Origin of the sequence: Halorubrum saccharovorum DSM 1137, assembly GCF_000337915.1 — an archaeon.
Classification (GTDB): domain Archaea; phylum Halobacteriota; class Halobacteria; order Halobacteriales; family Haloferacaceae; genus Halorubrum; species Halorubrum saccharovorum.
Genome location: NZ_AOJE01000012.1, coordinates 80,156 through 107,150, shown reverse-complemented (window position 1 = coordinate 107,150; position 26,995 = coordinate 80,156). Strand labels below are relative to the sequence as shown.

Here is a 26,995-nt window from a genome sequence, read left to right as displayed (position 1 = left end):
TTCCCCCCGATGAACACCATCCACGTCGCCGGCGGCGTCGGCGTCGCCGACACGGCGATGGCCTCCTACGACGCCGCGCTCGCTGACGCGAACCTCCACAACTACAACCTCGTCGCGGTCTCCTCGGTCGTCCCCGCCGAGGCGGCCGTCGAGTCGGTCGAAGAGGTTCCGGATCTCGGTCCCGCCGGCAACCGGCTCACGGTGGTCGAGGCGCGGCGGACCGTGGGACCGGGCGACGCGGTCGACTTCCGCGAGGGCGGCCGCGCCGGCGCGGAGGACGCCGCGTCGAAGCGAGCGCCGCGCCGCCACCCGGACCTGGCGGCCGGGCTCGGCTGGGCTACCGGCCCCGGACCCGGGATCTTCTACGAGGTGACCGGCGAGGACCCCGACGACGTGCGCGAGCGGATCGAGGCGGGACTCGACGCGGGCGGCGATCTCCGCGACTGGGATCTGCCCGACCGCGAGGTCCGAGTCGAGACGGCAGCCGCGGAGCCCGGCCGGTTCACGACCGCGGTCGTCATCGCCGCGTACGGCGAGTCGGAGCCGATCCTCTCGGCCTCGGAGTAAGCGTCGGCGCCCCCGCGTCCCCCTCCGTTTCCCCATCGGATCCTTGCAGGTTCCGCGAGTTTTAGGCCGTGCGAGGGGGCACGAACAGGTAGCAATGACGACGAACGACGATCGAATCCGGACGACGCATATCGGCAGTCTCCCCCGGTCCCCCGAACTGCTCGACCTGCTCAAACGGCGTCAGGACGACGAGCCCGTCGATGACGCGGAGTGGGACGCGGCAGTCGCGGACGCCACGCGCGACGTGGTCTCGCGGCAGGCGGAGGCGGGCCTCGACGTCGCAAACAACGGCGAGCAGTCCCGCGTCTCTTTCAACTGGTACGTCGCGGACCGGCTCAGCGGCATCGAGGGGACGCGCGAACAGGAGCTGTGGGCGGACCTCCAGGAGTTCCCCGACTACGCCGAGGAGACGTTCAAGACGGACGTGATCGACCTCTCCCAGCACCCCGTCGTGACCGGTCCCGTCGAGTACACCGGCCGCGACGAGGCCGAGGCCGAGCTGGCGGCGTTCCGCGACGCGCTCGACGCGGCCGACGCCGACTTCGAGGACACCTTCGTCACGGCGGCGTCGCCGAGCGTCGTCACCGCGACCCACGCCGACGACCACTACGGCGACTACGAGGAGTTCCTCTTCGCCGTCGCCGACGCGATGGCCGAGGAGTACCGGACCGTCGCCGACGCGGGGTTCACGCTCCAGATCGACGCGCCCGAACTGCTCACCGTCGGCCATACGGCGGCGTACGCCGACGAGCCTCTCGAAGCGGTCAAAGGGGCCACGCGGCTCCACGTGCGGGCGCTCAACGAGGCGCTCTCCGGGATCCCCGAGGAGCAGGTCCGGCTCCACACCTGTTGGGGGAGCTACGAGGGTCCCCACCACCTCGACACGGATCTGGTCGACATGCTCCCGGAGATCTACGAGGCCGACATCTCCGGGCTCAGCGTCGAACAGGCGAACCCGCGCCACCAACACGAGTACCGCGCGTTCGCGGAACACCCGGTCCCCGACGGCTGGACGCTGATCCCGGGCGTCGTCGACGTGAAGACGAACATCATCGACCACCCCGAGACGATCGCGGACCGGCTGGAGCGCGTCGCCGACGCGGTCGCCGACGGCACGCCGCTCGTCGCCGCGCCCGACTGCGGGTTCGGTACGCAGGCCGGCATCGGCATGGTCGACCCCGAGATCGCCTGGGCGAAGCTGGAGGCGTTGGACGAGGGCGCCGCGATCGCGACCGAGCGGATCCGCGACTGAGCGGGCGGCGTGACGGCCCCCGTTTCCGATCGCGACGGGTTATCGACCGGATCGCCCCCGCCGACGCCTTTTTGAGTGGGCTCCGCGTATCGGAGGTGTCTTCGATGAACGGCAACAACCCGTACGCCGGGGCACCGGGTGTGACGAACGCGGGCGAGCCCGCGGCCGTCGACCTCTCTCCGGACCAAGAACGGCGCCTCCGGCGCGCGGTCGCCGGAATCGTCTCGCGAACCGAATCGTATCTCCCGGACAGCTATGCCGTCGGCTCCGAGCTGTCGGTCGGGGCGAACGGGCCGCAGGCGACCGTCGCCGTCAACCCGCCCGCGGGCCACCCGGTCTCGGCCGGGTTCACGCCGGACCCCGACGAGCTGGAGGCCGGTATCGCCGACGCCGACACCGACGAGGTCGCCCGCGGACTGGCCGCGAGCGCCGCGATGCAGGTGATGGACGCGGTCGGCGACGTGACGCCGACCGCCAAGTGAACGCGGGTTACTCTCTCGTTTCCGCTTCGTCGACCGCTTCGCTTCTCGCCGCCGTCTCTTCCGCCGCCGCGGGCGGCTCCAGCGTTCCCATCTCCCGCCCGTAGATCCCGAATATCTCCTCGTACCCCTCCTCGCTCGCGAGGATCGGGACGACGCCCTCCTCCTCGACGCGGTGGGTGTACACGTCGTCCTCGGCGAACACCTCCCCGACGGGAATCTCCTCGAAGTTGGCGAAGTGGACCGCGGGCTCGCCGTCTCCCTTCGGCACCTCCTCGTCGCCCGCGACGACCGTCGTCTCGGTGAACGTCGGCGGCTCGTCGTCGAGCGCACCGTGTGCTCGGAGAAACGCCAGGCACGCCTCGTAGCCGAACTCGACCGCCTCCTCACTGCCCTGTCGTCCGACCTCGATCGAGACGGTGTGCGGGATCGTGGAGTCCAGCGTCGTCCCGCGGAGCCCGCCCGCGTCGACGACGTAGTCGACGGGCATCGCGGTCACGGTCCGGCGCACCGACGGCGTGAGGTCGCTGTAGATCGCGAAGGGCGGCGGCGCGCTGTGGGAGGTGTGGAGCGCGAGCACCGCGTCCATCCCCTCCAACTCGGCCGCGAGCCGCGGCGCGAGCGCCCGCTCGTACTCGTCGCTGTCGGCGTCGCCCGGGAACGCGCGGTTCAGGTCGGCGTCCGTGTAGCGCGTCCCCGCGGTCAACGCGGGCTCGTTGGCGATGATCAGCCGGACGATCCCGTCGCCGGACCCCTGTCCCGCCTCGCCGAGCTCGTCTGCGAGTCGCCTGACGATCCGCTCGCCGGCGGGTTCGTCGCCGTGGATCCCGCCGACGATCGCGACGCGGGCCGAGCCCGCCGACCCGCGGTCGATCGTTTCCATACGCGCACTACGCCCCGGTCCGCATAAAGTGTCGCCGTTCGGAGCCCGGGACGCCGGTCCGCGACCTACCGGCCGGGCAGGTCCGCGAGGGCCGCGCGGTACCGCCTCGCCAGTTCCCGCGCGACGAGCCGGTCGCGGGGGTCGACGCCGAGGACGTGCAGCGCGCCCGCGTACACCGCGAACCCGGCCGCGGCTCCGACGACGACCGCGGCCCGACCGGGAACGACCTCCCGAATCGCCCGCATCGCGACGAGCGTCACGGCTCCGGCCGCGAGCGGGGTGAGATAGGTGCGGTCGAACGGCCACAGCCCCTCGAAGCGACGGAGCAGGACGACCTGAATCGCGTTCTGCACCGCGATCGCCAGCGACGTGCCGAGCGCGGCGCCGACGAGCCCGTACCGGACCACGAACGCGTAGGTCAGGACGACGTTGAGGACGGCGAGCAGCCAATCGAGCGCCATCCGGGCGTACTGGTGGTCGGTCATCATGAGGAGCCAGCCGGTCGCGCCCACCGCGCTCCCGACGAACACGCCGCCGAGGTAGACGACGAGGGGGACGTACCCGGCGACATACGGCTCGCCGAACAGCCCGAGCAGCTCCCGGCCGTACACCACGAGCGCGGCGAGGATCGGGATCACCGCCGTGACGATCTGGCGGGTCACCGACGTGTACACCGCGTTGAGCGTCTCGACCCGATCGTCCGCGTACAGCTCGGAGGCGACCGGCGGCAGCAGCTGGTTGAACGAGAGCAGCGGGATCCACGCGATCGCGATCAGCACGAGGACGACGTTGTACACCCCCGCGGCGGTCGCCGTCAGCAGCGCCCCGACGAGCAGCACGTCGACGCGGTTCTGGAACACCTTACCGAGACTGCTCATCGCGACCGGCGCGGCATGGTCGTAGAACCGCCTGGCCTCTTTTCGAACTCCCCGAATCGACGGGACGACCCCGGTCACTCGCGCGGAGAGCGGCGCGGCGACGGCCGCGAGCACCGCGGTCGCGACGACGATACCGCCGGCGACGCCGCCGACCGAGTAGCCGAGCGCCAGCGCCGCGAGCGCGCCCACGAGCCGGACGCTCGGCCGCAGGAGCTTGTTGAAGGCGATCTCGCCGCGGGCGGAGCCGACCGCTCGGAAGATCGCGGACGCGACCATCACGACGCCGAGGAGTCCGACGAGGAATCCGAACGCGCGCATCGTCGGCGGGAACGCGGGATCGCCGACGGTGAGCGCGCCGATCCGCGGCGCGGCCAGCCAGATCCCGGCGGCGACGGCGGCACCGAACCCGAGCGTCGTGGCGTACGCGAGCCCGGCGACGACCCCCTGTCGGTCGGGGTCGTCCGCGTACTCGGGGAGGTAGCGCTGGAGCGTCGGGACGCTCCCGAACGTGACGAGCCGAGACAGGAGCTGGGCGATCCGCCACGCCAGCGCGTACACGCCGTAGGCGGCCGGGCCGAGCCCCCTCGCGAGGAAAAACTCCGTCGCGGCGGTGAGTGCGCGCTGGCCGGAGACGCCGCCGGCGGTGATCACCGCGCCGCCCGCGATCGTCAGGAGCGCCTCGCGCTCGTCGTCGGGGACGGCGTCGGTCGCCTCCCCGTCCGCCGGCTCGCGCTCGTCGTCGCTATCGGCACCGGGTCCGTCTGTCACGGGTCGGTTCGACGTGGTCCGGCTCGGGAGAAAAGCGACTCGTTCCGTCGCCGCCCGGATCCGCTACCAGCGCTGATGCACGTGCTCGCGGACGAACCCGTCGTACACGTCGTCGACGGCCTCGCGGTCGCCCTCGCCGAGCGGGTCGAGGTCGCTGACGGCCGCGTTCGACCGGATGTGCTCCGGCGTCGTCGAGCCCGGAATGACCGTCGTGACGGCGTCGTGGTCGAGGATCCAGCGCAGCGAGAGCCCCGGGAGCGAGAGGCCGTCGCCGGTCGCGGGGGCGCGCTCGGCGAGCGCGTCGGCGGCGTCGAGCCCGACCTCGTAGGGGACGCCGGCGAACGTCTCGCCCACGTCGAACGCGTCGCCCTCGCGGTTGTAGCTGCGGTGGTCGTCCGCCGCGAACTCGGTGTCTCGCGAGAGCGCGCCGGTGAGCAGGCCCGAGGCGAGCGGCACCCGACAGATCACGCCCACGTCGCGGGCGGCGGCCTCGTCGAGGAACAGCTCGGCGGGGCGCTGGCGGAAGGGGTTGAAGATGATCTGGACCGACTCGACGCCGGGGTACGCGATCGCCTTGAGCCCCTCCTCGACGCGCTCGACGCTGACGCCGTAGTTCGCGATCCGACCCTCGTCGGCGAGCGTCGCGAGCGCGTCGAACGTCTCCGGCCGGTAGTACACGTCGGTGGGCGGGCAGTGGAGTTGGACCAGATCCAGCGTCTCCATCCCGAGGTTCTCCCGCGACCGGTCCACGAACCGGCGGAGGTTCTCCTCGGTGTACCGCTCGGCGACGTGGGGGTCGAGCCGGCGCCCGGCCTTCGTCGCCACCGTCACGTCGCCGCTCCCGATGTCGGCTTCGAGCACGTCGCCGACGATGCGCTCGGAGCGCCCGTCGCCGTACACGTCCGCGGTGTCGAAGAAGTCGATGCCGGCGTCGCGGGCGGCCTCGACCGCGTCGACCGCCTCGGACTCGCTCACGTCGCCCCAGTCGCCCCCGATCTGCCACGCGCCGTAGCCGACCTCGCTGACCGCGCCGACGTTCCCGAGCGTTCGGTGGTTCATGTTCACTCCCAGTTGGTCGCGGTGACCCCAAGGGCGTTCCGGAGGCCGAACCGGTCTTCTCCCCGGCTCGAACCGGCGAGCGCAGTCACTGGAGCTAAACCGCTCGGCGCCCTTCGTCCGCGTATATGCAGTTCTGTGACGACTGCGGTTCGATGATGGTCTCTCGGGACGGCGAGATGGTGTGTCAGAACGACGACTGCGGCGGCACCGCCGAGCGCGACGAGGGGCTCGCGGCCGAGTTCGAGTCGACGACCGAACAGACCGGCGACGAGGTGATCGAGACCGAGGAGGGCGCGAACTTCGAAGGCAAACCGACCGCCAACGACATCGTCTGCGACGAGTGCGGCCACGGCGAGGCGTGGTACACGATCAAACAGACCGGCGCCGCCGACGAGCCGCCGACGCGCTTCTTCAAGTGCAAGGAGTGCGGGCACCGCTGGCGCGGGTACAACTGATCTGGTCGACGGTGACCAGCCACGCGGGTCCTTCCGAAACGACCGGTCGCCGAGAGCGGGAAACGACCGTCAGAGCACCACGTCGGCGTCGGTGAGGAGGTCCCGCTTCGCCCGTTTGGCTTCCGGCCCCTCCGGAACGATACCGGGCGTCGAAGCCTCGTCGTCGAACCGATCCGGGTCCGGTGAGAGGGAGTCGAGCACCTCCGCGAACGTCGGGCCTCGCCTCCCGGTGAGATGAACGAACCCGCCGTACCGTCGCTGTGCAACCGAGGTCGAATCCGGGTCCGGGAACGCGTCCCGAATGCAATCGACGTTCTCGCGGAGGTATTCCGCGGCCTTGTGCTGTGAGTACTGACTGTCCGCGTAGAGCTGTTCCCGATCGCTGTCGGTGAGATCCTCTTCCGCGAGCGTCGAGGACTCGTACCGAACCGCGTCTGCGCCAACGTCGCCGGTGAGGAAGCTGAGATTCACCGTGAAGGAATCCGGATATCGCAGAATCACCAACAAGAAAATCTGCTCGTCAACGGTGTAGCGTTCCTGCAAGCGGTAGTAACACTCCAGATAGTACGCCGCGAGCGCTCCGATCCAGTCGTCGCGTTCGCCGTCGAGATACGCGGTCGCGACGTCGTAGTAGTCCTCGCCGGCGACCTGCTGTAAGCGGTACTCGAAGCTCCGGCTCATCTCGTCCAGTTCGTCCTCGTACACCTCCGTTAGCGGAACGTCCGGATCGTCGAGTAGCCTACTCTTTCGCTCCCCGGCGTCCGCGATCCGCATCATGTTCTCGTGGAGGTCCCGTTCCGCCTCCACGTCCGGAAGCGGAATTCGAACCGCCCGCTGGCGTAGCATGTCCGTCCCGGAGTGCAAACGCTCACGCCAATCCATGTCGGTATAGTCAACCCAGATGGGTATTAAGTTCTGAGGTCGCTCGCGGTCGACTGCCCCCGGGACAGACCGATCGCTATTCACCCTCTCGAAGCCGCGGCCCGAGAAACGCCGCCGCTTCCTCGCCCACGTCACCGGATCGCCCCACGAAGAAGTGGTCCGACTCGAACGCGACCGTCTCGATCCCCAGCTCCTCGGCCCGCTCCACCACGGGCTCCCAGTCGGCCGTCGAGTCGCGGGTCGCGTACAGAACCCGGGCCGGGACGCCGAGATCGCCGATATCGTCGAGCGCCGCGACCGCGTCGACGTCGGGGTTCAGCCGCGCGGTCGGCGCGAGCGCGCAGACGCCGGCGAGTCCTGGTCGGGACGCCGCCGTGACGAGCGCGATCGTCCCCCCGAACGAGAAGCCGAACAGCCCCACGCGCTCGTAGCGCTCCGTCGCCCAGCCGACCGCGTTGTCGGCGTCGGTGGTCTCGCCGTACCCCTCGTCCCAGTCGCCGTAGTCGAACCGGAGGCAGTCGATCCCCCGATCGGCCAGGGCGTCGCTGACGGCGGTCAGGCGCTCGTCGCCGCGGTGTCCCCCGTGTCGCGGATGCGGCGGGCAGGCGACGACGACCGCGTCGGCGCGAGGACCGTCGCCGGTGGCGGCGTCGATGGCGGCGGCGTCGCCCCCTTCTCCGCTGCCGCTCGCGGCGGTGTCGAGGGTGGCGCGCACGTCGCGGCCGCCGGGAATCAGGACGGTGTCGCTCACGGGTTCACCGGGTTACCACGTCAGGGGACCTGCGTCACGCGATCGACGCCGTCGAGGTCGACCAGATCGCCCGCGAGCGCCTCCTGGTCGACGTTCGCCTCGTAGTAGAACACGAGGTCGAAGGTGCCGTCGCGGAGGAGCTGTTGACACTCCCAGACGAACGCCTCGTCGTCGAGGGTGAGTCCCTGGAACTGGTTCGACGAGAAGTTCGCGTCGTCGTTGCCGGCCTCGATGTACGCCTCGCCCTTGCCGGCGCGGTCGGCGATGACCTCGTTGATCGCGACCGTGAGCTCGTGCATCTCCAAGTCCTCCTGTCCGCCGAGCGTCGTGTGGACGATACACCCGGCGAGTTCGATGTCACCCGGCTCCAGTAAGGCCTTCGTCCGCGTGTAGAGGTCGGCGTCGACGGTCTCGCTCATGGCCGATCGTTCCGGCTCCCTCGATAAACGGGTGACGGTTCCCCGCCGATTTCCCGCCGTCCGCGAGGTCGTCGACGCGCCCGCGACGCGGCTCCTGGCCGTGTTCGCCGGATGTCCGAGGGAAGGGCGTTCGAGACCGGAAACAGCGTTCGCGATCCGCTCTTCCCCGCTCGGAACAGTTATGAACACTCACACCGATTTTTCTACACTAAATGCCGTCTGAGGGGATACACGGTGAGGCCATTCGGATTCTGGTGATTGACCCGTCGGTCGGAAGCGGGACCGACCTCGCCTCGCAACTCACTTTCGAAGGACGAGACGACTTTATCATTCAGACGACCCCGGCGCTCGAAGACGCGCGAACCGTTCTCTCCGACGAACGCGTCGATTGCGTCGTGACGCGACACAGTCCACCGACGGTAGACGGCGTGGAAACGCTCTCGGCGTTGCGATCCGACCATCCGGAGATTCCGGTTTTGCTCGCGACCGGGAGGGCACACGCGGACCACGTGCTCGACAGCTCGGCGACCGGCATCGTCGAGATGACGAACGGCGAGGTCCACGAGGGGTTCGTCGCCAATCAGATCGAGTCCGTCGTCTCGCAGGTCCGTGAGCGCCGAAACTACGAATCGAGACTACAGGCCAGTCAGGAAAGCCTCCAGCGGCTTCACCGAATCACGTCGGATCCGGACTCGACGTTCACGGACCGGGTCCACCAACTGCTCGCGTTCGGCGCCGACGTGTTCGGGATGGACATCGCTTTTCTCGCTCGCACCGACGAGGACTCGGCCGATTTCGAAGTCGTGGCGGCACAGGGCGACCACGAACTGATTCAGGCGGGGATCACCAGTGACCTGTCGCAGACGTACTGTCGCCGAACCATCGACGCCGATACTGACTCGCCACTGGCGTTACAGAATGCCCCGGAGGAAATGAGGGACGACCCCGCGTTCGAAACGTTCGATCTGGGCTGCTATATGGGCGCCCGTATCGACGTCAACGGCGAGCTGTACGGCACGTTGTGTTTCGCGGACCGCGACCCCCGGCAATCCGGGTTCAGCGACGAGGAACAGGCCCTCATCGAGATCATGGCGCAGTGGCTGCGTCAACAGCTCGAACAGCGCGAGTACCGCCGAGAGCTCGCGGCGACGCGAGACAGGCTCAAGCGAACGCTTGAGCGGGTGGACGACGCGTTCTTCACCCTCGACACCGACTGGCGCGTCACCTACGTCAACGACGTGGGGGCGGATGTGCTTCGCCGGGCGATGGGGCTCGGCGACGACGCCGGCGTCGTGGGGCGACACCTCTGGGAGAACGTCCCCGAAGCCGTCGAGACGGCGTTCTTCGAGAAGTATCACGAGGCCTTCCAGACGCAGATGTCCGTCTCCTTCGAGGAGTATTTCGAACCCCTAGACGTCTGGTTCGAGGTTCGAGCGTACCCCGACGAAGAGGGGCTGTCGGTGTATTTCACGGACATCACGAAACGCAAGGCGCACGAGCGCGAACTCGAACGGTTCCGGAACCTGCTCAACCAAACCGAACGCGTCGCCGAGGTCGGCGGGTGGGAGATCGACGTGGCGACGGACGAGGTCTTCTGGACGGATCATCTCTTCGACCTCCTCGGCGTCGAGTACGAGACGGAACCACCGCTCGACGAAGCGCTCGACGTCTATCACGAGGCGGACCGTCCGACCGTCGAGCACGCCGTCGAGGAGGCCATCGAATCCGAAGAGGCGTTCGACGTGGAGCTCCGGTACTGGAAGTCCGAGGGCGAACTGCGCTGGCTCCGTGTTCAGGGGGTGCCGATCACCGACAGCGGCGGCGACGTGGTAAGGATCCGGGGCGCGGCCCGGGACATAACCGAGCCCAAGGAGCGCGAGCAGACGCTCAACGCGCTCGTTTCCGCATCCCGGGCGTTCATCGAGGCGGCGAACGAGGACGAACTCCTCACGGCGATCATCGACGAGCTGGAGCGGGTCTTCGAGTACGATATCACGTCGGTCCGGCTTCACGACGCCGAAACCGGGACGTTGCCCCCGACGCGGTACTCCCCGCAAGCGCACGCGCAGGTCCCCGATCCGCCGACCTTCGACGACGACGAAGGACCGATCGGAGGCGCGTTCCAGTCTCAGGAGCCGGTCGTCATCGACGACCTCGCTGACGCGACGGACATCGGGTACGGACGGGTCGAATCGGCGATGTTCATCCCGCTGGACGATCACGGGATGCTCGGCGTCGGCGCGACGGCGCCGAACGCGTTCGGAGACGAAGACGCCGCGCTCGTCGAGCTCTTGGCGGTCACGGCGGCGAGCGCGTTCGACCGCCTCGACCGGGAGACCGAGATGCGACAGCTCCACCGGATCCTCGACCACCTCGACGAGAAGGTCTTCCTGCTGGACGATGACGGCGCGTTCACGTTCGTCACGCGGTCGTTGGCAACGTACCTCGGACGCGAGCCCGACCAAATCACCGGTACGCCCCTCACGGGTCTCGTGTCCGGGAGCGAGGGCTCGTCGTTCGAAACGGCGCTTCGAGAAGCGCGGGCGGCGTCACCCGAAAGCCGGCGGACGGTAGAGACCGAGGTGCGACTTGCTGACGGGGAACTGCGGCCCGTTCAGTTCGAGTTCTCGTCGACGACGACGGAGCGCGGAGACGCGGCGATCGCGGCCGTGTTACACGACATCAGCGAACTCGCGGAAACTCGGACCTCACTCGAAGCCGAGCGCGAGCGGTTTCGAGAGCTCTTCGAGAACCTCCCCGACCCAGTGGTCGAGGTGCGGTTCGACGGCGAGGTGCCGGTCGTCGAATACGGCAACCCGGCCTTCGCCGACACCTTCGGCTACGGGAAAGAGCGCGCTCGCGGCGCGAATCTGAACGCGCTCGTCGTACCGGACGAACGGTCGCCGGACGCCGGTATCCTCTACGAGAGCACGCAGACGGACGAGCAGGTCCGCGTCGACGTCCAACGGAAGACGGCGGACGGTCGTCGCGACTTCCTCGTTCGAAGCATTCCCTACTCGCTCGACGACGACCAGTTCGCGTTCGCGGTGTACACGGACATCACGGACCAGAAAGAGCGCGAACGCTACTTGCAAGTGCTCAATCGGGTGCTGCGCCACAACCTGCGCAACGACATGAACGTCGTGATGGGACTGGCGGCGCACCTGGCCGATCAGATCGACGACCCGGCGCTTATCGAACACGCAGAGCGGCTTCGCGCGAACGCCGAAGACGTGGCGATGCTGGGCGAGAAAGCCCAAGAGCTCGAACGCGTCCTGGGCGGACGCGAGCGCGACACCCGCGTGATAGACCTCGTCCCGCGGCTCCGGAAGGCGGTCGCCGAACAGCGGACGGAGCACCCGGACGCCGACATCGAGCTAGACGTTCCAGGGGAGCTGTGGGCGAACGGAAGCGAGGACATCACCCGTGCGCTCGAAGAGCTGATCGAAAACGCGATAGAGCACGCAGATGCGGAGGTCCCGGCAGTTACAATCCGCGCTCAGAGCGTTCCGAACGAGAGCGACTGGACGGAGATCCGGGTCCGTGACAACGGCCCGGGGATCCCCGACAGCGAGTGGGCGGTCGTGTCCGGCGAAACGGACATCTCCCAATTGAACCACGGTAGCGGCCTCGGCCTCTGGCTAGCCAGGTGGATCGTCGAGTCGTCCGGCGGAGAGATACGCCGCGACCAGACACCGACAGCCGGGACGACCGTCGTTCTCCGACTGCCCGGGAAACCGCCCGCTCCGTCCGGGGAGGAGGCGTCGGGACTCACACCGGACGAGCGGCAGTCGGGGCAATCGGTCGATTAGGCCCTCACGGGAGCCGCGCCGCGGATCCGAACCGGGCTACCGGAGACGGGCGACCGTCCGATCGCTCCCTTCCTCGATCCGGACGAGTCCGTCGTCGGAAAGGTCTGAGAGGAGGTCGCGAAGCCACTCCCGCCCGTGCTCGCCGCCGGGCGCGTAGTCCACGCGAATCCGGTGGCCGAGCGCGTCCAGCTCCATCTCGTCGCGTTCGCCGAGGAGCCGAACGATCCGCCCGCGGAACTGCCGGCGGCTCCCCTCGAAGCTCGGCTGCTCGGGCACGTCGGGCGCGGTGAAGTCGCCGGTCTCGTAGGCGTGACACCACCGCCGCCACGGACAGCCGACCTCGTCACAGCGCGGCGTGGTCCCGCAGGCGACGCCGCCGAGCTCCATGATCGCGTTGTTCCAGACGCGGGAGCCACCGTCGGGCATCACGCGCGAGGCGACCCGCGCGAACGCGTCGTCGTCGTCCGGCACTGCGAACGCGCGGTGGAGCACCCGCTTCACGTTGGTGTCGACGACGGCGTCGCCGTTGTTAAAGGCGAACGACGCCACCGCGTTGGCGGTGTAGGGGCCGACGCCCATCAGCTCCCGCAGCTCTGCGGGGGTCTCGGGGAACGCCCCGTCGTAGTCGTCTTCGACCTGTCCGGCGGCCTCGTGGAGGTACTTCGCGCGGTTGTTGTAGCCGAGCGAGTGGTCCGACCAGAACGCGACCACGTCGCCGCGGTCGGCGTCGGCCAGGGCGGCGGTCGTCGGCCACTCCTCGACGAAGTCCTCCCACGCGGGGACGACCCGGTCGAGCTGGGTCTGCTGGCTCATCACCTCGCTGACGAGGATCTCGTAGGGGTCCTCGGTGCGCCGCCACGGGAACGCTCGGTGGTCCGCCTCGTACCAGTCGACGAGCGCCTCGCGGACCGCGCCGAGGTCGTCCGGCAGCGCGGGGGCGTCGCCGTCGTCGACGCCCGCGGTCGCCCCGGACGCGTCCGAATCGGTCATTACCGTCGGTCCGGTCGGCGGCGGTTTATCCGTGCTGGTCCGCGTCGGGGCCCGGATCCGTCTCCGGACGCCGGTCCGCGTCGCTCCGTACCGGCTCCATCGAGCGCGGGTCGCGGTCGGGCCCCGGATACTCGCCGCCCACGGCCTCCGGATACAGCCCCGCCGGCGAGAACACGGTCGCGAACGCCCGCGGCTCGCGAACGCTCACCTTCATCCGGTCTCGGAGCGCGGCCGCGGCCTCGGCCCCCGTGAGCGACGGGTCGAGGCTCACGACCTGCATCGCGCCGCCGCGGTACGCCGACGCCAGCGCCGGGTGGTCGCCCGCGGGCTGTGGGGTCGGCTCGCGCCACCTCTCGACCGCGTCGCGCCAGTCGGCCGCCAGTCCGTCGTCCGCCAGCGAGGCGATCACCGCCTCCGCGTCGTCGAGGAGCGCGTCGCTGGCGACGAGGGTCGTCCACGCGTGCGATCGCAGCGCATCGAGCGCCTCGCGGGCCGCCCCGCCGACGAGGAGGTCGGCCGCGAGGGCGTCGGCGTCGACGGCGACGCGGGCCGGGCTCGGATCGCGGTCGACGGGCGGGAGGTCGGCGTCGCCCTCGGCGGTTTCCCCGGAGCCCCCCCTGGAGTTCGACCGACGATCGGCGAGCGCCGCGCTCACCGCCTCGGCGTCCGCGTCGTACTCGGCGGCCCGATCGAAGAGATCGGCGAAGGTGACGGTCATACGGGAGGTGTTAGTGGCGACGCGTATCGGGTTTGCGGCCGGCGGTCGGAAGGGCCTGCGAGGACGCGGCTATTCGATCGAAGAACTGCGGGAAGAGCCTAGGCCGAGATTTGAACTCGGGGTCTCGTCCTTACCAAGGACGCGCTTTACCGCTAAGCTACCCAGGCGCAATCAGTCGTTGTCGGGAGTCGACTTTAGGGGTTTCGATTCGGGGGCGTTCCGTCAGGCGGACACACACCGCTCCGCCGCCGTCGGGCGACTCACCGATCGGTCGCGCTCACGGCCCGGTCGGAGATGTCGGCGATCCGGTCGGCCGTGGCCTCGGGAAGCGCGCGTCCAGACGGAGGGAATCCGCCGTCGTAGTCGGCCGCCAAGTCGCGGGCGTACGTCAACAGCTCCTCGGGCGGGTCGCCGCCGACGGCGGTGGTGCCGGCGACGACCGCGAGTTCGAGGGCGTCGATCTCCAGGTTCCGATCGAGCGCGGTCGCCGCGGTGGGGTCGGTCCCCTCGCGGTCGCGGAGCGTCTGGTCGCGGCCGAACGCGCGTACGACCCCGACCGCGGCCGCCGCGGCGTCGGTACACGCGAGCAGGGCGAACCCGCGCGAGACGAGCACGTCGGCGGTCAACACGTCCATGTCGGCGTCGATGTCCGTCTCCTGCGTGGCCGCGGCCTCCCAGGGCTCCTCGTGGGCCACCGACCGGGTGAGCCGGAGCCCCTCGTAGATGAGTTGGACGCCGGCGGCCCGGTCGACCACCGCGTCGGGGTCGACCTCGGGGTCGACCGCGCGAGCGGTGACCAGCGCCAGCACGCCCGGGGTCACGGCGGCGTTCGCGATCCGGTCTTCGAGGGCCTCACGCAGCTTATCGGGCTCGACGTCGGCGAGCGCCTCAGACGCGGCGTCACGCGCTCGCGCGGCATCGTCCATTACGTAACGGTAGTCGATCGAGGGGCAAAGACCTTTGGAAACGACCGGGATACCACGGTGTGATTCGCACCCGAGACGACGACGCGGTCCGCGTCGTGACGATCGACCGCCCGGCGCGTCGAAACGCCCTGCGACCCGAGGACCTGACCGCGCTCCGCACCGCCGTCGCCGAGGCCGACGCGCCCGTGACCTACCTCCGCGGCGCCGGCGAGGCGTTCTGTGCCGGCGCCGACCTCGACGTGGTCGCCGCCCTCGACGACCCGGCGTCGTTCGCCCGCGCCGGCCAGCGCACGGCCCGAGCGATCGCGGACGCCGAGACGGTGGTCGTCTGCGGGATCGACGGCGCGGCCCGCGGCGGCGGAGTCGAACTCGCGCTCGCGGCGGACCTCCGCGTCGCAACGCCCGCGGCGACGTTCGCGGAGCCCGGCGTGGAGTTCGGGCTGTTCGGCGCGTGGGGCGGAACGGTCCGCCTCCCGCGGGTGATGGGCGAGGGCGACGCGCTCGACTTCGCGCTGTCGGGCCGCGTGCTCGACGCCGACGAGGCGCTCCGGACCGGACTCGTCTCTCGGGTCGTCGACGACCCCCGATCGGTCGCGAACGCGATCGGGAGGGGGAAGCCGGACGCGCTCCGCGCGATCAAACGCCGGGTGCGCGACCGGCGGGACGACGGGACACAGGAGGAGGCGGAGGCGACCGCGTTCGCCGACCTCGTAGCGGAACACGGCGACGACATCGCGGCGACGCGCGGGGTGTGAGTCGCGAAATCTGCTCGCTGTGCCCCCCGTCGCAGCCCCCGCCGTCGGTCGGATGTGACAGGTTTAAGTAATCCTCCGACCAATCACCGAGTGCGAAGCACGCACCGGTAGTGTAGTGGTATCACGCAACCTTGCCATGGTTGCAACCCGAGTTCAAATCTCGGCCGGTGCACCTTCTAACTGACCTGCCCGGATAGTCTCAGACATCCCACTTTGCGGTCGGGGCTTTCGAAGCGTTCACCGCCGAGCCGCACGCCAGACCGTCACGGTTAGGTTCGCCCGTTCGTTTGGACAGGTAAACCCGTCTCGCCGGCGAGTCTGCCGGCGAGCCCGATCCCACCATGCAACAGTACCTCGATCTCGTCGACGACACCCTGTCGACGGGCACGTACAAGCCGAACCGGACCGGCGTCGACACGATCGCGACGTTCAGCGGGCAGTACACCGTCGACCTCGCGGAGGGGTTCCCGCTCCTCACGACCAAGAAGATGGACGGCTACCGCTGGAACTCGCTGATCCACGAGGTGCTCTGGTACCTCTCCGGCGAGGAGCACATCCGAAACCTCCGCGAGGAGACGAAGATCTGGGACGCGTGGGCCGACGAGAAGGGTCGCCTCGACACCGCCTACGGTCGGTTCTGGCGCCGGTTCCCCGTGCCGGACGGCGTCGACGCGCTCCCCGGCGAGACGTGGCCCGAGGACGCCCACCGCTGGGTGAACGTCGAGGAGGGACCCGACGGCACCGAGCGCCGGACGTTCGACCAGATTCAGTACGTGCTCGACACCCTCGACGAGAACCCCCGATCGCGCCGGATGGTCGTGAACGCGTGGCACCCCGCCAACGCGGCCGTCTCGACGCTGCCGCCGTGCCACTACACCTTCGTCGTGAACGTGCAGGACGGCCGGCTCAACCTCCACCTCACGCAGCGCTCTGGAGACATCGCGCTCGGAGTGCCGTTCAACATCGCCGCGTACGCGCTGCTCGCGAACGCGCTCGCGCAGCGGACGGGGTTCGAAGTGGGCGAGTTCGGCCACACCGTCGTCGACGCCCACGTCTACTGCGGGCGCGGCGAGCGCGGGAAGTGGTACGCGAACAACCTCCCGTACGTGCAAGAGCGGCTCGCGAACGTCGAGAGCAAGGCCGACTACCTCGACGTGAAGAGCTGGGTCGAGCGGACCGCGCCCGACGAGGCGGACGGCGAGGAGGGGTACGACCACGTCCCCGGCCTGCTCGAACAGCTCTCGCGGGAGCCGCGCGAGCGCCCCCGGATCGAGATCGCCGACGTGCCGCTCGACGAGCTCACCTACGAGGACGTCGAGGTCGTCGACTACGACTCCGCGGACGGGATCTCGTTCGCGGTCGCGGAGTGACCGGGTCGATGGCGCCGGAGCGGTCCGCGGACCTGGTCCTCGTCGCCGCGGTCGCCGAGAACCGCGTCATCGGCGATAGCGGCGGCATGCCGTGGCACTACCCGGCCGATCTGGCGCACTTCAAGCGGCTCACGACCGGGCACCCCGTGATCGTCGGCCGCGCGACCTACGAGAGCATCGCCGACCGGATCGGCGGCCCGCTCCCCGACCGGACCAGCGTCGTGTTGACGACGCGCGACCTCGACCTCCCCGAGGGCGCCGTCGTCGCGAACGACGTCGAGGAGGCGATCGATCTCGCCGACGCCGACGCCGCCGACCGCGGCGTCGACGAGGCCTACGTCATCGGTGGCGCCACCGTCTACGAGCAGTTCCTCGACCGCGCCGACCGGATGGTGTTGACGGAGGTTCCCGGGCGTCCCGACGGCGACACGCGGTTCCCCGAGTGGGACGCCGAGGCGTGGGACGAGCGCGACCGCGAGACCGACGGCGACCTCGCGTTCGTCACCTACGAGCGACGCGGCGCGGAGTGAGCGCCGTCGAGCGATGCTCCGGTTCACTCTCGGAACCGCGACTCCACGTCGGACGGCGCCATACACCGGTCCTTCTTCCCGAACCACCGGTACCGGTGGTCGGCGACGAAGTCGGACACGCGGTCGCGGACGGCGGCCGGGACGTATCGGAACGTGGAGAGCAGCCGATAGCGGCCGCAGAGTCCCGCCGCGATCCGAATGACCCCCGCCGACTTCACGTAGCGCTCCCCGTCTTCGATCAGGACGATCGACTCCGGCTCGTCGGTCGGGAGGTCGTGTTCGGCCGGCAGCGCCCGTCCGACGTCGGACTGGGGCGAGGCGAACCGGTCCTCCCCCTCCGGGTCGCGGGGGGAGATGAACTGTGCGAACCCGCTACAGAGTTACAGACGCCGTCGAAGAGACGATCGCGGCGTCTTCCGGGATCTCCCGCTCCATCGCCCGTCACGGTCACGCCGTCGCGCGGTTCAGGATTCCGGTTGCCCCAGCCCGAGTCCGCATCGTGACGCAAGCGAACGCTTCAGTCTACAGAAAGCTTATCTCTGTTACAGAATTGTTCCGACAAGCGGCAGTACAAAATTATGGCTCGATCCCCCTCCGTCGCGGCCGTCCGGTCGCGGCTCGCGCCCGTCGTTCGACGGCTCTCGGTAGCCGTCGCCGCGCGAGCGGCGGTGGATCTGCGCGCCCTCGCCGCGTTCCGAGTCGGCCTCGGCGCGCTGCTGATCGCCGACCTGCTCCGCCGATCACGGTCGCTCTCCGCCTTCTACACCGACGCCGGCGTGCTCCCGCGGCGCGCGCTGTTCGCCGACTACTCGGAGGTGTACTCGCTTCACGCGCTCTCCGGGGAGCCGTGGGCCGTCGCGTCGCTGTTCGCGGTCGCCGGCGTCGTCGCCCTCGCGCTCGCCGTCGGGTACCGAACGCGGCTCGCGACGGTCGTCTCGTGGCTGCTACTGCTCTCGCTTCAGGCCCGCAACCCGATGGTGTTGAACGCGGGCGACTCCCTGCTGGCGATGCTGCTGTTCTGGGGCGCCTTCCTCCCGCTCGGCGCGCGCTGGTCGGTCGATTCGGTCCGGCAGGACGACACCGGCGGCGAGGCCGAACCGGGCTCCCGCGGTCCCGCGGTGGCGACGTTCGCCTCGACGGGAGTCCTGCTCCAGCTGCTGGTGATGTACGCCACGAACGCGTTGCACAAGCTGGAAGGCGACCTCTGGACGAGCGGCGAGGCCGTCGCGTACGTCATGCAGGCGGACCACTTCACCTACCACCTCGGTAACCTGCTTCCTCAGTTCCCCGCCCTGCTCCGTGCGGCCACGTTCGCGTGGATCGCGCTGCTGTTCGCTTCGCCCCTGTTGGTCGTCCTCACGGGCGTTCCGCGCGCCGCGCTCGCCTCGCTGTTCGTCGGAATGCACCTCGGGATGGCCGCCACGATGCGGATCGATCTCTTTCCGGTCGTGTCCGTCGTCGGGTTCGTTCCGTTCTTCCAGACGCCCGTCTGGGACGCCGCCGAGCGCGGACTCGATCGGTTCGGACCATCGGGGGTCGTCGCCCGGTGGCGCGCGCGGCTCGGATCCGCCGGCGGCACGCTGGCCTCGCTCGACCCGTCGCCGCCGAGCCCGAGACTCGGCGGCCACGGTCGACTCGGCGGCCACGGTCGACTCGGCGGCCTCCGAAACGGCCTCTCGGCGGGAGTCGGAGCCGGCCGCACCGTCCTCTCGACGGCGCTCCCCGCCGTCTTCGTCGCCTTGATCCTCCTTTCGAGCGCGGCGTCGGTGGGGTACGGCGAGGTCCCGGACCGCGGCGAAGAAGTCCTCGACACCGTCGAGATGGACCAGCACTGGCAGATGTTCGCGCCCGATCCCGTCCGCACGACGCGGTGGTTCGCCGCGCCCGGCGCCCTCGAACACGGGGGCGAACGCGACGTGCTCCGGGACGCCGCGGTCTCGCTGGACCGACCGCCGGACGTAGACGTGACGTACCCCACCGCGCGCTGGCGGAAGTACCTCTCCAACGTCGGGTCGACGGACAACGAGCGGCACCGTTCGTACCTCGCGAACTACCTCTGTGCGGAGTGGAACCGAACGCACGCGACCGCCGTCGAGAACGTCACCGTCTACCGGCTGTACGAGCGGACCGACCCCTACAACGGCACCGTCACGGCCGCGAACGAGTTCGAACTGATCGAGTACGACTGCTCGGGCGCGTTCGTTCAGAACGAGTGACCCGCGGGGATCGGTCGCCGCGCGCCGATCGCGAGGTTCCCGAGCGCCGCGACCCCCTCTCCCGGGCGAGCGTCACGCCCCGGAACTGCCCCCCATCGACTCAGCTCCGCAGGGCCTCCACGGGGCGCTCGTTCGCCGCCTTCCACGCGGGGTACGCCCCGCTGACGAGCCCGACGCCGACGCCGAACCCGAGCGCCAACAGGAGGTAGTAGCCGTTCGTCGGGTCGAGAACGAGCGCGGCGTCGACCGTGGGCGTCGCGGCCACGAGCCCGGCGACGAGCAGCACGGTCAGCAGGGTCCCCGCCGCCGCGCCCGCCGCGCCGATGAGCCCGGCCTCCGCCAAGAGCACGCGCAACACGTCCCGTCGCGTCACGCCGACCGCGCGCATCACGCCGATCTCCTGTCTGCGCTCGACGGTGCTCATCAGCATGACGTTGAGGATCGAGACGCCGGCGACGACGAGCGAGATGGCGCCGAGCCCGAGCAGGAACGTGCTCAGGAGGTCGAAGAACCCGTTGATCTCGTCGACGATCGCCGCCAGTTCGAACAGGTCGACGCGCTCCTCGCGGGCGTTCACCCCCTCGCGGATCGCGTCCGCGGCGGCCCGCGCCGTCTCGCCCGACTCCGCGACGACCAGCGCCTGCGCGTAGCCGTCGGCGGCGAACGCCGACTCCGGAAGGAAGACGGCGTCGTCGGGCGCGACCGGGCTGAACGTCTGGCTCTCGGCGAGCACGGCGACGACGCGGACCCGCGTCCCGGCGATCCCGACGGTGTCGCCCGCCTCGACGCCGAGGTCCTCGGCGACGCCCGCGCCGACGATCGCCCCCTGTCGGTGGCGCTCCGGGAGCCTGCCCTCGGCGGCCTCGAACGCGAGGCCCGGCTCCTCGACGCCGTATATCGTCGCGAAGGTCTGCGAGGTCACGCCTTCCACGACCGCGTTGTCGGAGTACAGTGGGACGACGGCCGGATCGCCGACCGCCGGGTCGTCGACGGCGCGGCGGATCGCCGCCACGTCGGCCGCCGAGAGCGACTCCACGCCCGCGTCGGCGTTGGGCGAGACCACCACCTGCGTGCCGATGTCGCCGATGGCGTCGTCAGCGCCGAGCGCGAGGACGTTCCCGAAGATCCCCAGCGCCGCGACCGCGAGCACGCCGATGCAGACGCCGAGCACCGCGAGGGCCGTCCGCACGCGGTTTCGCCGGAGGTTCCGCGCGGCCATCGAGACGGCGGGGCGCCAGCCGCGGAGCCACCGCGCGATTCCGCCCCCGCTCATCGCTCCTCCGGCGCGGTCGCCGAGTCGGCGTCGGGCGCCGGCGAGGCGTCGTCCGTCGGGTCCGTTTCGTCCGGAATCCCGCCCTCCAACACCCCGTCCGTGAGTTCGACGACGCGGTCCGCGAACTCCTCGACGAGCGGGTCGTGGGTGACGGCGACGACGGCGACCCCCTCCTCCTTCACGCGCTCGAACTCCGCGAGGATCGACTCGCCGGTCTCCGTGTCGAGGTTCCCCGTCGGCTCGTCCGCGAGCAGCACCGCCGGATCGTTGATGAGGGACCTGGCGATGGCGACCCGCTGTTTCTGCCCGCCGGACAGCTCCGACGGCTCGTGGTCGAGCCGGTCGCCGAGCCCGAACCGGTCGAGCAGGTCGGCGGCGCGGTCGCTCTCGTCGCCGGGGTCGAACGCGGTCGGCAGCGCGACGTTCTCGACCGCGGTCAGCGTCGGCAGCAGGTGGAAATCCTGGAAGACGAACCCGATCGACTCCTTGCGGGCCGCGGTGCGCTCGGCGACCGTGAGCCCGGTCACGTCGGTGCCGCCCAGCAGGCGCCATCCCTCGGTGGGGTCGTCCAGCAGGCCGAGCACGTTGAGCAGCGTCGACTTCCCGGAGCCGCTGGGGCCGACGACCGCGACGAACTCCCCAGGTTCGACCGCGAAGTCCACGTCGTCGAGCGCCACGACCGGTTCGGCGCCGCCGCCCGGGTACCGCTTGGTCGCGCCGCGGAGCTCGACGCTATACATCGCGGCGACGGATCGCGCTCCCGGCGACCGCGACCCCCGCGCCCCCGACGAGGCCGACGACGCCGAGCGCCCCGAGCGTGCCGACCGCCCCTGAGCTCCCTCCGCCTCCACCGCCCTCGGGGAGCGCCACGCTCGCGGTCTCGGCGTACCGGACGCCGCGTTCCGTGTACGCGATCCGGATCGGGACCGAGTCGGCGACGGTGGCGTTCGCCGGGGTCCGCAGGTCGAAGGCGACGAAGTCCCCCGCGCCCACGCCGCCGACGAAGTACTCCTGCCCCGCCGGGGTCGGCTCGACTCCCTCGGCACCCGCGACCGAGACGACGACGCCCTCTATGTCGCCGGTCCCGGCGTTGCCGAGGTTGGCGTCCACGACCACTTCGCCGTCGGCGGTCGTCCGGACGGTCGCGTCGGTGACCGTCGGGTTGCCCTCCCGCGGCGGGTATCGGAGCGTCGACGTCGCCGTCCGGTTCGCGCCCGCGCCGGCCGGCGCGTCGAGCTCGGACCGGAACGCCGCCGTGACCGTCACCTCGGAACGCTCGTCGAGGCGACCGAGATCAACGATAACCTGCCGCTCCTCGCCGGGCGCGACGTCCTCGACGACGAAGGGACCGACCTCGACGGTCGGCTCGGCCTCGCCGCCGTCCTCGCCGTCTGTCCCGTCGCCCTCCGTCCCGTCGCCGTCGCTCTCACTGCCGTCCTCCCCGACCGGCGTCCCGACAGCGGTCAGGCTCACGCGGTCGGCGGTCGAGGTCCCGGTGTTGACGACGGTCACCGCGACCGGGGAATCGGCCGACCGGACCGGCTCGCCCTCGTCGTCCTCGGCGGACTGGAGCCCGCCGCCACCGCCGCCGAAGACGCCCTCGATGCCGCTGACCCCGATCCCGCCGGCGCTCTGATCCTCCTCGTCGCTCTGGAGGTCCTCCGGCGAGAGCGCCCGCGTCCGCACGCCGAGCGCGACCTCGGCCGGCTGCACGTCGACGATCACGTCGCGGGTCACGGTGACGGTCCCCCCGTCGTCGTCCTCGCCGCCCGTCGCCTCCTCCTCGGCGACGACCTCGACCGTGAGCCGGTGCTCGCCCGGCTCGTCGAACCGGGTCCACAGCACCACGTCGGTCGCGTCGCCGGCCGAGAGCGCCCCGACCGCGGTCGCCTCGTCGCGGGGGTCGCCGTCCCCGTCGTCACCGACCTCGTCGCCCGCGTCGAGGAGGCGGACGCTCCGCACGTCGGCCGCCGCCGGGCTCCCGCCGGAGTTCGAGACGGTCACGTTCAGCGCCGTCCGCTCACCGACCGCGGGCTCGCTCGAACTCACGTCGACCCCGTCGACGGCGATCCGGGCGTCGGGCACCGCCGCGGCCGCGCCGACGGCCCCCAGGAGCGTCAGCAGGGCCAGCAGCGCGGCTGTGGTTCTCGTGAGTGTCAATGTCACTCCTGTTAGGGGACCGCGCGATATATATCCGTCGTAGGGAGGTGTCGTCGCGTCGAGGACGACCGATCGCCGCCCCGGGTCGCTCCGGACCGTCCCAGTTCGCCGACCGACGCGGACGTATAGGGTGCCGGGTCCCGGACTGTCTGTACCGGTTACGGATGCTTTTTCAACCGTCCGGCGTAAGGAAGGGTAATGAGCCAGCGCGACACCGCGAGAGCGGGTGATCGACGATGATGGGCGGTAACGACCAGCAGGCGTACGACCGCGGCACGTCGCTGTTCTCGCCGGACGGGCGCATCTATCAGGTAGAGTACGCCCGCGAGGCGGTCTCGCGCGGCGCGCCGAGCGTCGGCGTTCGGACGGCCGACGGCGTCGTCTTCGTCGCGATGTCCCGCGCGTCCTCGACGCTGATGGAGGCCGAGAGCATCGAGAAGCTCCACAAGCTCGACGACCACCTCGGTACCGCGAGCGCCGGCCACGTCGCCGACGCCCGCCAGCTGATCGACCTCGCACGGCGCCAGTCGCAGGGGAACCGCCTCCGCTACGGCGAGCCGGTCGGCGTCGAGACGCTGACGAAATTCGTCACCGATCACATCCAGGAGAACACCCAGCGCGGCGGCACCCGGCCGTACGGCGCCGCGCTTCTCATCGGTGGCATCGACAACGGCGAGCCGCGCCTGTTCGCTGCCGACCCCTCCGGGACCCCTAACGAGTGGAAGGCGACCGTCATCGGCGGCGGCCGCTCCGACATTCAGGGCCACCTCGAGGAGGAGTGGACCGACGGGCTCTCGATCGACGCGGGCATCGAACTCGGCGTCGCCGCCCTCGCCGCCCACGACGTCGAGTTCGAACCGGCGGACCTGGCCGTCGCCACGGTCACCGAGGCCGACGGCTACCGGACCCTCCCCGTCGAGGAGGTCGCCGACGCGTTCGAGGCCGCCGGCCTGACGACCGCCGACGAGGAGGACGCGGACGCCGCCGACGAGGACGCGGACGCCGACGGCGAGGAGTAACTCACTCGCCTTCTCGTCCCTCCCGCCTTCCCCTGCCCTCTCCTTCCCGCTTTATCACCGGTCGCGTTAAGTTTGGCGTGAATTGTGGTAGACTGCGAGGGCTTCGAGCCAATTTTGAGCTGTCTCGAACGCGACATTGCTGAAACTNGGTCGCGTTAAGTTTGGCGTGAATTGTGGTAGACTGCGAGGGCTTCGAGCCAATTTTGAGCTGTCTCGAACGCGACATTGCTGAAACTATTCGCAAACGATGATGTTCGTCTTTCTATTTCCCAAAAGACACGTTCGATGGCATTCCGATTTCCATGTCGAATCACTTGAAATCGATAGCCGTCTTCAGCGAGGACTGAGCCGAGATAGTCTGCGTCATCGACGAGAAATTCGACGTTGTTGAGCTGATAGCGCCGGTGTAGCTCGGTGAGAAACCATCGCGTCGTCTGTTTGTTTGCGGTCGGATAGAGACTTACGTGAAGGATCTCGTTCGTCTGTGGATCAACCGCGCCGTACAGCCAGAACTTCTGGCCGTGGAGGCGGATCATCTTTTCATCAACCGCGAGTTGATCCTCGGAGACGGTCGAGATCGGCTGTAGATCGGCTTTATGAACCCAGTGATGGATAGCGACATGACTGCGATCGATCCCAAACCTTTCGAGATGATTACTTACCTCGCGTAGTGACATACCGGCCAAATGACAGCGGATCCCTACTTCAATCGCCCAGCGCGGCGTTCGATCTCGCTCCACAAACGACAAGTCGATCCAGGCGATACGTTCGCTGAGGCGGTCGAATTCTGTCATAGACACTCAGAAATCGTCCGCCTCATCCTCTAACTTAACGCGACCNGTCGATCCAGGCGATACGTTCGCTGAGGCGGTCGAATTCTGTCATAGACACTCAGAAATCGTCCGCCTCATCCTCTAACTTAACGCGACCTTATCACCCTCCCAGAGCCTTTTGTCGCGGCCCACCGAACCGCGGACATGGCACGCATCGCGGAGCTGGTCGCGTACCCGCTGAAATCGAACGACGGAGCCGCAGTCGACAGCGCCGAGCTCGGACCGAACGGCGCCCTCCGCGGCGACCGAACGTACGCGCTCGTCGAGGCCGGCGTCGACCCGCACGCGGCCTCGGTCGGCGGCGACGGCGGCTACGTCAACGGGAAGAGCGAGCCGGCGGTCCACGGGCTCTCGGCGAGCTACGAGACCGCCGGCTCGACCGACGCGACGCCGACCGCGGTGACCCTCTCGCGGCCGGCGCGCCCCGAAACCGGGGTCGACGCCGACACGCGCACCTTCGCGCTCCCCGAGGACGGCGAGGCGCTGGCGGCGTGGGTCGGCGACTACCTCGGCTACGCGGTCGACCTCGTCCGCGAACCGGACGGAGGGCTCCCCGACGACCGAGCGGCGCCGGGACCGACGGTCGTCTCGCGGGCGACGCTGGAGACGACCGCCTCGTGGTTCGACGAGATCGCGGACGCGACGGAGATGCGGCGGCGGCTCCGGCCGAACCTCGTGCTCGACGACTGCCCGGCGTTCTGGGAGGACCGGCTGTTCGCCGACTGCGGCGAGGCCGTGCGCGTCTCGATCGGCGGGACCGAGCTGTTCGGCGTCAACCCGTGCCAGCGCTGTGTCGTCCCCTCGCGGAACCCGGACACGGGCGAGCCGATCGACGGGTTCCGAGAGACGTTCGTCCGGAAGCGCCGCGAGACGCGACCGCCGTGGATCGACAGCGATCGGTTCGACCACGACTTCCGGCTGATGGTCAACACTGTCGTCCCGGAGGCGGAGTGGGGCTCGCCGCTCGCGGTCGGCGACGCGGTCGCGATCGAGGGCGTCGAACCGGGGCCGAACGACCGGGACTGAAAAAGCGAAAAGCGGGCGGCTACCGACCGCCGTCGGTCATCGCGACCGGGTCGCCGTCAGCGACCTCGGTGTCGGTGTCGGCCGCGCTTCCGACCGACTCGGCCGCATCGCGCCCCTCGGCGGCCGGATCCGCGGCGCCGAAGTGGGTCCAGAGGGTGGCACCGACGACCGCGTAGGCGACGAGGTCGTAGTGGACGGTCCCGTCGAAGCCGGTGAACGCGGCGGCGGTGCTGTACGCGAACAGCCCGGCGACGCTCCCGACGAAGAGCGCATCTGTCGTGAGTCTCCCCTCCGCGAGTCCGCCGAGCGCCCGGCGGACGATCGGGGCGCAGGCGACGAGGAACGCGATCCCCGACAGCGCGCCGAGGTTGACGAAGAAGTGGGTCGCCATCTGCGAGTCGAGGAGCGACTGCAGGTACGCCACCGTGACGGGGTCGTAGAACAGCCACTCGATCCGGGTCGGGTACAACACCGCGATGTACGGCGTCGCGACCATCAGCCCGAACAGCACGGCGACGGCGACGCGGGCCGACGCGAACTGCGAGGCCCGCCGGGCCTCGAACGCCCGGTCCGTCCGATCGACGACGAGCCCGCACGCCTCTAACGTCTCGCGGAGGTCGTCCCGGGAGACCGACGGGTCGTGGTGAACGCCGACGGTGCCGTTCCGCGCCGTCGCCGACGCGGCGCTTACCCCGTCGCAGTCGCGGAGGACGGCCTCAAGCAGCCCCTCCCGGCGCTTCGTATCGATCCCCTCCACGGAGAAGGTGTCGTGGACGTGCGATTCGGGAACGCGTGCGACTCGTGGCCCCGCGCCGGACTCGGATCGGGGCGCGTCGGCCGGTGAATCGTCGGCCGGCGCGTCGATCCCCCGGTCGCGGACCACGGCGTCGAGCCGCGTCGACCGACCGTGGTGGTCGTCTGGCATGTGAACTACCTACGCGCGTACGGATATGAAACTTCCCCCGGTTCGGGGG

25 protein-coding genes, 2 tRNA genes and 1 pseudogene are annotated in these 26,995 nt (G+C 69.9%); 12 read left to right on the top strand and 16 right to left on the bottom strand.

What is annotated here, in order from left to right; genetic code table 11:
- Positions 1–9: 9 nt before the first annotated feature.
- From C471_RS04580 to C471_RS04570, 3 genes are all read left to right on the top strand, one after another.
- A complete protein-coding gene (locus C471_RS04580; RefSeq protein ID WP_004046876.1) occupies positions 10–567 on the top strand; it encodes a pyruvoyl-dependent arginine decarboxylase in 558 nt (185 codons plus the stop codon).
- Between the two features lie 94 nt (positions 568–661).
- Entirely contained in the window at positions 662–1,819 is a 1,158-nt protein-coding gene (locus tag C471_RS04575) for a cobalamin-independent methionine synthase II family protein (RefSeq protein ID WP_004046875.1), read from the top strand.
- Between the two features lie 104 nt (positions 1,820–1,923).
- Entirely contained in the window at positions 1,924–2,301 is a 378-nt protein-coding gene (locus C471_RS04570) for a DUF5811 family protein (RefSeq protein ID WP_004046874.1), read from the top strand.
- Between the two features lie 7 nt (positions 2,302–2,308).
- On the opposite strand, the gene C471_RS04565 is transcribed toward C471_RS04570, so the two are convergent.
- The 3 genes from C471_RS04565 to C471_RS04555 all read right to left on the bottom strand — a co-directional run bounded on the left by C471_RS04565 (position 2,309) and on the right by C471_RS04555 (position 5,886).
- Complete coding sequence (locus tag C471_RS04565; RefSeq protein WP_004046873.1) at positions 2,309–3,181, bottom strand: succinylglutamate desuccinylase/aspartoacylase domain-containing protein; 873 nt, start codon at positions 3,179–3,181, stop codon at positions 2,309–2,311.
- Positions 3,182–3,246: 65 nt separating this feature from the next.
- The gene (locus C471_RS04560) at positions 3,247–4,827 is read right to left on the bottom strand and encodes a lipopolysaccharide biosynthesis protein (protein ID WP_004046872.1); all 1,581 of its coding nucleotides are present in this window, start codon (positions 4,825–4,827) and stop codon (positions 3,247–3,249) included.
- 63 nt (positions 4,828–4,890) lie between these two features.
- Positions 4,891–5,886 (bottom strand): aldo/keto reductase, encoded by a 996-nt coding sequence (locus C471_RS04555; protein WP_004046871.1) that lies wholly within the window; start codon positions 5,884–5,886, stop codon positions 4,891–4,893.
- Between the two features lie 125 nt (positions 5,887–6,011).
- Between C471_RS04555 and C471_RS04550 the strand changes: the two genes are divergently transcribed.
- Positions 6,012–6,341: a transcription factor S gene (locus tag C471_RS04550; RefSeq protein WP_004046870.1), complete on the top strand. Its 330-nt coding sequence runs from the start codon at positions 6,012–6,014 to the stop codon at positions 6,339–6,341.
- Between the two features lie 69 nt (positions 6,342–6,410).
- On the opposite strand, the gene C471_RS04545 is transcribed toward C471_RS04550, so the two are convergent.
- The 3 genes from C471_RS04545 to C471_RS04535 form a co-directional block, all read right to left on the bottom strand.
- A complete protein-coding gene (locus tag C471_RS04545; RefSeq protein ID WP_049908962.1) occupies positions 6,411–7,223 on the bottom strand; it encodes a hypothetical protein in 813 nt (270 codons plus the stop codon).
- Between the two features lie 76 nt (positions 7,224–7,299).
- Positions 7,300–7,974: a CocE/NonD family hydrolase gene (locus C471_RS04540; protein WP_004046868.1), complete on the bottom strand. Its 675-nt coding sequence runs from the start codon at positions 7,972–7,974 to the stop codon at positions 7,300–7,302.
- 20 nt (positions 7,975–7,994) lie between these two features.
- Positions 7,995–8,393, bottom strand: coding sequence for a DUF5778 family protein (locus tag C471_RS04535; protein ID WP_004046867.1), 399 nt, complete (start codon positions 8,391–8,393; stop codon positions 7,995–7,997).
- 212 nt (positions 8,394–8,605) lie between these two features.
- Between C471_RS04535 and C471_RS04530 the strand changes: the two genes are divergently transcribed.
- Positions 8,606–12,205 (top strand): PAS domain S-box protein, encoded by a 3,600-nt coding sequence (locus tag C471_RS04530; RefSeq protein WP_004046866.1) that lies wholly within the window; start codon positions 8,606–8,608, stop codon positions 12,203–12,205.
- Between the two features lie 36 nt (positions 12,206–12,241).
- Here the strand turns inward: C471_RS04530 and C471_RS04525 are convergent, their stop codons facing one another.
- The 4 genes from C471_RS04525 to C471_RS04510 all read right to left on the bottom strand — a co-directional run bounded on the left by C471_RS04525 (position 12,242) and on the right by C471_RS04510 (position 14,839).
- Positions 12,242–13,195 (bottom strand): A/G-specific adenine glycosylase, encoded by a 954-nt coding sequence (locus C471_RS04525; RefSeq protein ID WP_004046865.1) that lies wholly within the window; start codon positions 13,193–13,195, stop codon positions 12,242–12,244.
- 25 nt (positions 13,196–13,220) lie between these two features.
- Positions 13,221–13,913 carry a DUF7384 family protein gene (locus C471_RS04520; RefSeq protein ID WP_004046864.1) on the bottom strand — a complete coding sequence of 231 codons (693 nt, stop codon included), beginning with the start codon at positions 13,911–13,913 and terminating at the stop codon, positions 13,221–13,223.
- 95 nt (positions 13,914–14,008) lie between these two features.
- A tRNA-Thr gene (locus tag C471_RS04515) sits at positions 14,009–14,080 on the bottom strand.
- 93 nt (positions 14,081–14,173) lie between these two features.
- Positions 14,174–14,839, bottom strand: a complete 666-nt coding sequence (locus C471_RS04510; RefSeq protein ID WP_004046863.1) for a DUF7114 family protein — start codon at positions 14,837–14,839, stop codon at positions 14,174–14,176.
- A gap of 59 nt (positions 14,840–14,898) precedes the next feature.
- Between C471_RS04510 and C471_RS04505 the strand changes: the two genes are divergently transcribed.
- The 4 genes from C471_RS04505 (at position 14,899) to C471_RS04490 (ending at position 17,494) form a co-directional block, all read left to right on the top strand.
- A complete protein-coding gene (locus C471_RS04505; protein WP_004046862.1) occupies positions 14,899–15,594 on the top strand; it encodes an enoyl-CoA hydratase/isomerase family protein in 696 nt (231 codons plus the stop codon).
- 101 nt (positions 15,595–15,695) lie between these two features.
- Positions 15,696–15,766: transfer RNA gene (locus C471_RS04500), tRNA-Gly, on the top strand.
- A 169-nt stretch (positions 15,767–15,935) separates the two neighbouring features.
- Positions 15,936–16,964 (top strand): thymidylate synthase, encoded by a 1,029-nt coding sequence (thyA, locus tag C471_RS04495; RefSeq protein WP_004046861.1) that lies wholly within the window; start codon positions 15,936–15,938, stop codon positions 16,962–16,964.
- Positions 16,965–16,972: 8 nt separating this feature from the next.
- On the top strand, positions 16,973–17,494 hold the full coding sequence (locus C471_RS04490) for a dihydrofolate reductase (protein WP_004046860.1): 522 nt from the start codon (positions 16,973–16,975) through the stop codon (positions 17,492–17,494).
- 23 nt (positions 17,495–17,517) lie between these two features.
- Here the strand turns inward: C471_RS04490 and C471_RS04485 are convergent.
- A pseudogene (locus C471_RS04485) lies at positions 17,518–17,929 on the bottom strand (thiol-disulfide oxidoreductase DCC family protein).
- Between the two features lie 143 nt (positions 17,930–18,072).
- Between C471_RS04485 and C471_RS04480 the strand changes: the two are divergent.
- Positions 18,073–19,710 (top strand): HTTM domain-containing protein, encoded by a 1,638-nt coding sequence (locus C471_RS04480; RefSeq protein ID WP_004046858.1) that lies wholly within the window; start codon positions 18,073–18,075, stop codon positions 19,708–19,710.
- A gap of 100 nt (positions 19,711–19,810) precedes the next feature.
- On the opposite strand, the gene C471_RS04475 is transcribed toward C471_RS04480, so the two are convergent.
- The 3 genes from C471_RS04475 to C471_RS04465 are packed head-to-tail and all read right to left on the bottom strand — an operon-like array spanning position 19,811 to position 23,149.
- Complete coding sequence (locus C471_RS04475) at positions 19,811–20,983, bottom strand: ABC transporter permease (protein WP_004046857.1); 1,173 nt, start codon at positions 20,981–20,983, stop codon at positions 19,811–19,813.
- Positions 20,980–21,723, bottom strand: coding sequence for an ABC transporter ATP-binding protein (locus tag C471_RS04470; protein ID WP_004046856.1), 744 nt, complete (start codon positions 21,721–21,723; stop codon positions 20,980–20,982). The genes C471_RS04475 and C471_RS04470 overlap by 4 nt, the downstream gene beginning before the upstream one ends.
- Positions 21,716–23,149: a hypothetical protein gene (locus tag C471_RS04465; protein WP_049908961.1), complete on the bottom strand. Its 1,434-nt coding sequence runs from the start codon at positions 23,147–23,149 to the stop codon at positions 21,716–21,718. The genes C471_RS04470 and C471_RS04465 overlap by 8 nt, the downstream gene beginning before the upstream one ends.
- Before the next feature lie 230 nt (positions 23,150–23,379).
- Between C471_RS04465 and C471_RS04460 the strand changes: the two genes are divergently transcribed.
- Positions 23,380–24,162 carry an archaeal proteasome endopeptidase complex subunit alpha gene (locus C471_RS04460; protein WP_004046854.1) on the top strand — a complete coding sequence of 261 codons (783 nt, stop codon included), beginning with the start codon at positions 23,380–23,382 and terminating at the stop codon, positions 24,160–24,162.
- Positions 24,163–24,317: 155 nt separating this feature from the next.
- On the opposite strand, the gene C471_RS16195 is transcribed toward C471_RS04460, so the two are convergent.
- A complete protein-coding gene (locus C471_RS16195; RefSeq protein ID WP_004046853.1) occupies positions 24,318–24,956 on the bottom strand; it encodes an IS6 family transposase in 639 nt (212 codons plus the stop codon).
- 183 nt (positions 24,957–25,139) lie between these two features.
- Between C471_RS16195 and C471_RS04455 the strand changes: the two genes are divergently transcribed.
- Positions 25,140–26,021 (top strand): MOSC domain-containing protein, encoded by an 882-nt coding sequence (locus tag C471_RS04455; RefSeq protein WP_004046852.1) that lies wholly within the window; start codon positions 25,140–25,142, stop codon positions 26,019–26,021.
- Between the two features lie 19 nt (positions 26,022–26,040).
- On the opposite strand, the gene C471_RS04450 is transcribed toward C471_RS04455, so the two are convergent.
- On the bottom strand, positions 26,041–26,946 hold the full coding sequence (locus C471_RS04450) for a hypothetical protein (protein WP_004046851.1): 906 nt from the start codon (positions 26,944–26,946) through the stop codon (positions 26,041–26,043).
- Between the last annotated feature and the right edge of the window lie 49 nt (positions 26,947–26,995).

Coding starts and splice junctions, on each gene's coding strand:
- C471_RS04535 (WP_004046867.1), bottom strand. CDS start 8,393: ATGAGCGAGACCGTCGACGCCGACCTCTACACGCGGACGAAGGCCTTA.
- C471_RS04450 (WP_004046851.1), bottom strand. CDS start 26,946: ATGCCAGACGACCACCACGGTCGGTCGACGCGGCTCGACGCCGTGGTC.
- C471_RS04460 (WP_004046854.1), top strand. CDS start 23,380: ATGATGGGCGGTAACGACCAGCAGGCGTACGACCGCGGCACGTCGCTG.
- C471_RS04490 (WP_004046860.1), top strand. CDS start 16,973: ATGGCGCCGGAGCGGTCCGCGGACCTGGTCCTCGTCGCCGCGGTCGCC.
- C471_RS04545 (WP_049908962.1), bottom strand. CDS start 7,223: ATGGATTGGCGTGAGCGTTTGCACTCCGGGACGGACATGCTACGCCAG.
- C471_RS04550 (WP_004046870.1), top strand. CDS start 6,012: ATGCAGTTCTGTGACGACTGCGGTTCGATGATGGTCTCTCGGGACGGC.
- C471_RS04570 (WP_004046874.1), top strand. CDS start 1,924: ATGAACGGCAACAACCCGTACGCCGGGGCACCGGGTGTGACGAACGCG.
- C471_RS04530 (WP_004046866.1), top strand. CDS start 8,606: ATGCCGTCTGAGGGGATACACGGTGAGGCCATTCGGATTCTGGTGATT.
- C471_RS16195 (WP_004046853.1), bottom strand. CDS start 24,956: ATGACAGAATTCGACCGCCTCAGCGAACGTATCGCCTGGATCGACTTG.
- C471_RS04565 (WP_004046873.1), bottom strand. CDS start 3,181: ATGGAAACGATCGACCGCGGGTCGGCGGGCTCGGCCCGCGTCGCGATC.
- C471_RS04455 (WP_004046852.1), top strand. CDS start 25,140: ATGGCACGCATCGCGGAGCTGGTCGCGTACCCGCTGAAATCGAACGAC.
- C471_RS04520 (WP_004046864.1), bottom strand. CDS start 13,913: ATGACCGTCACCTTCGCCGATCTCTTCGATCGGGCCGCCGAGTACGAC.
- C471_RS04580 (WP_004046876.1), top strand. CDS start 10: ATGAACACCATCCACGTCGCCGGCGGCGTCGGCGTCGCCGACACGGCG.
- C471_RS04555 (WP_004046871.1), bottom strand. CDS start 5,886: ATGAACCACCGAACGCTCGGGAACGTCGGCGCGGTCAGCGAGGTCGGC.
- C471_RS04510 (WP_004046863.1), bottom strand. CDS start 14,839: ATGGACGATGCCGCGCGAGCGCGTGACGCCGCGTCTGAGGCGCTCGCC.
- thyA (WP_004046861.1), top strand. CDS start 15,936: ATGCAACAGTACCTCGATCTCGTCGACGACACCCTGTCGACGGGCACG.
- C471_RS04575 (WP_004046875.1), top strand. CDS start 662: ATGACGACGAACGACGATCGAATCCGGACGACGCATATCGGCAGTCTC.
- C471_RS04470 (WP_004046856.1), bottom strand. CDS start 21,723: ATGTATAGCGTCGAGCTCCGCGGCGCGACCAAGCGGTACCCGGGCGGC.
- C471_RS04480 (WP_004046858.1), top strand. CDS start 18,073: ATGGCTCGATCCCCCTCCGTCGCGGCCGTCCGGTCGCGGCTCGCGCCC.
- C471_RS04475 (WP_004046857.1), bottom strand. CDS start 20,983: ATGAGCGGGGGCGGAATCGCGCGGTGGCTCCGCGGCTGGCGCCCCGCC.
- C471_RS04525 (WP_004046865.1), bottom strand. CDS start 13,195: ATGACCGATTCGGACGCGTCCGGGGCGACCGCGGGCGTCGACGACGGC.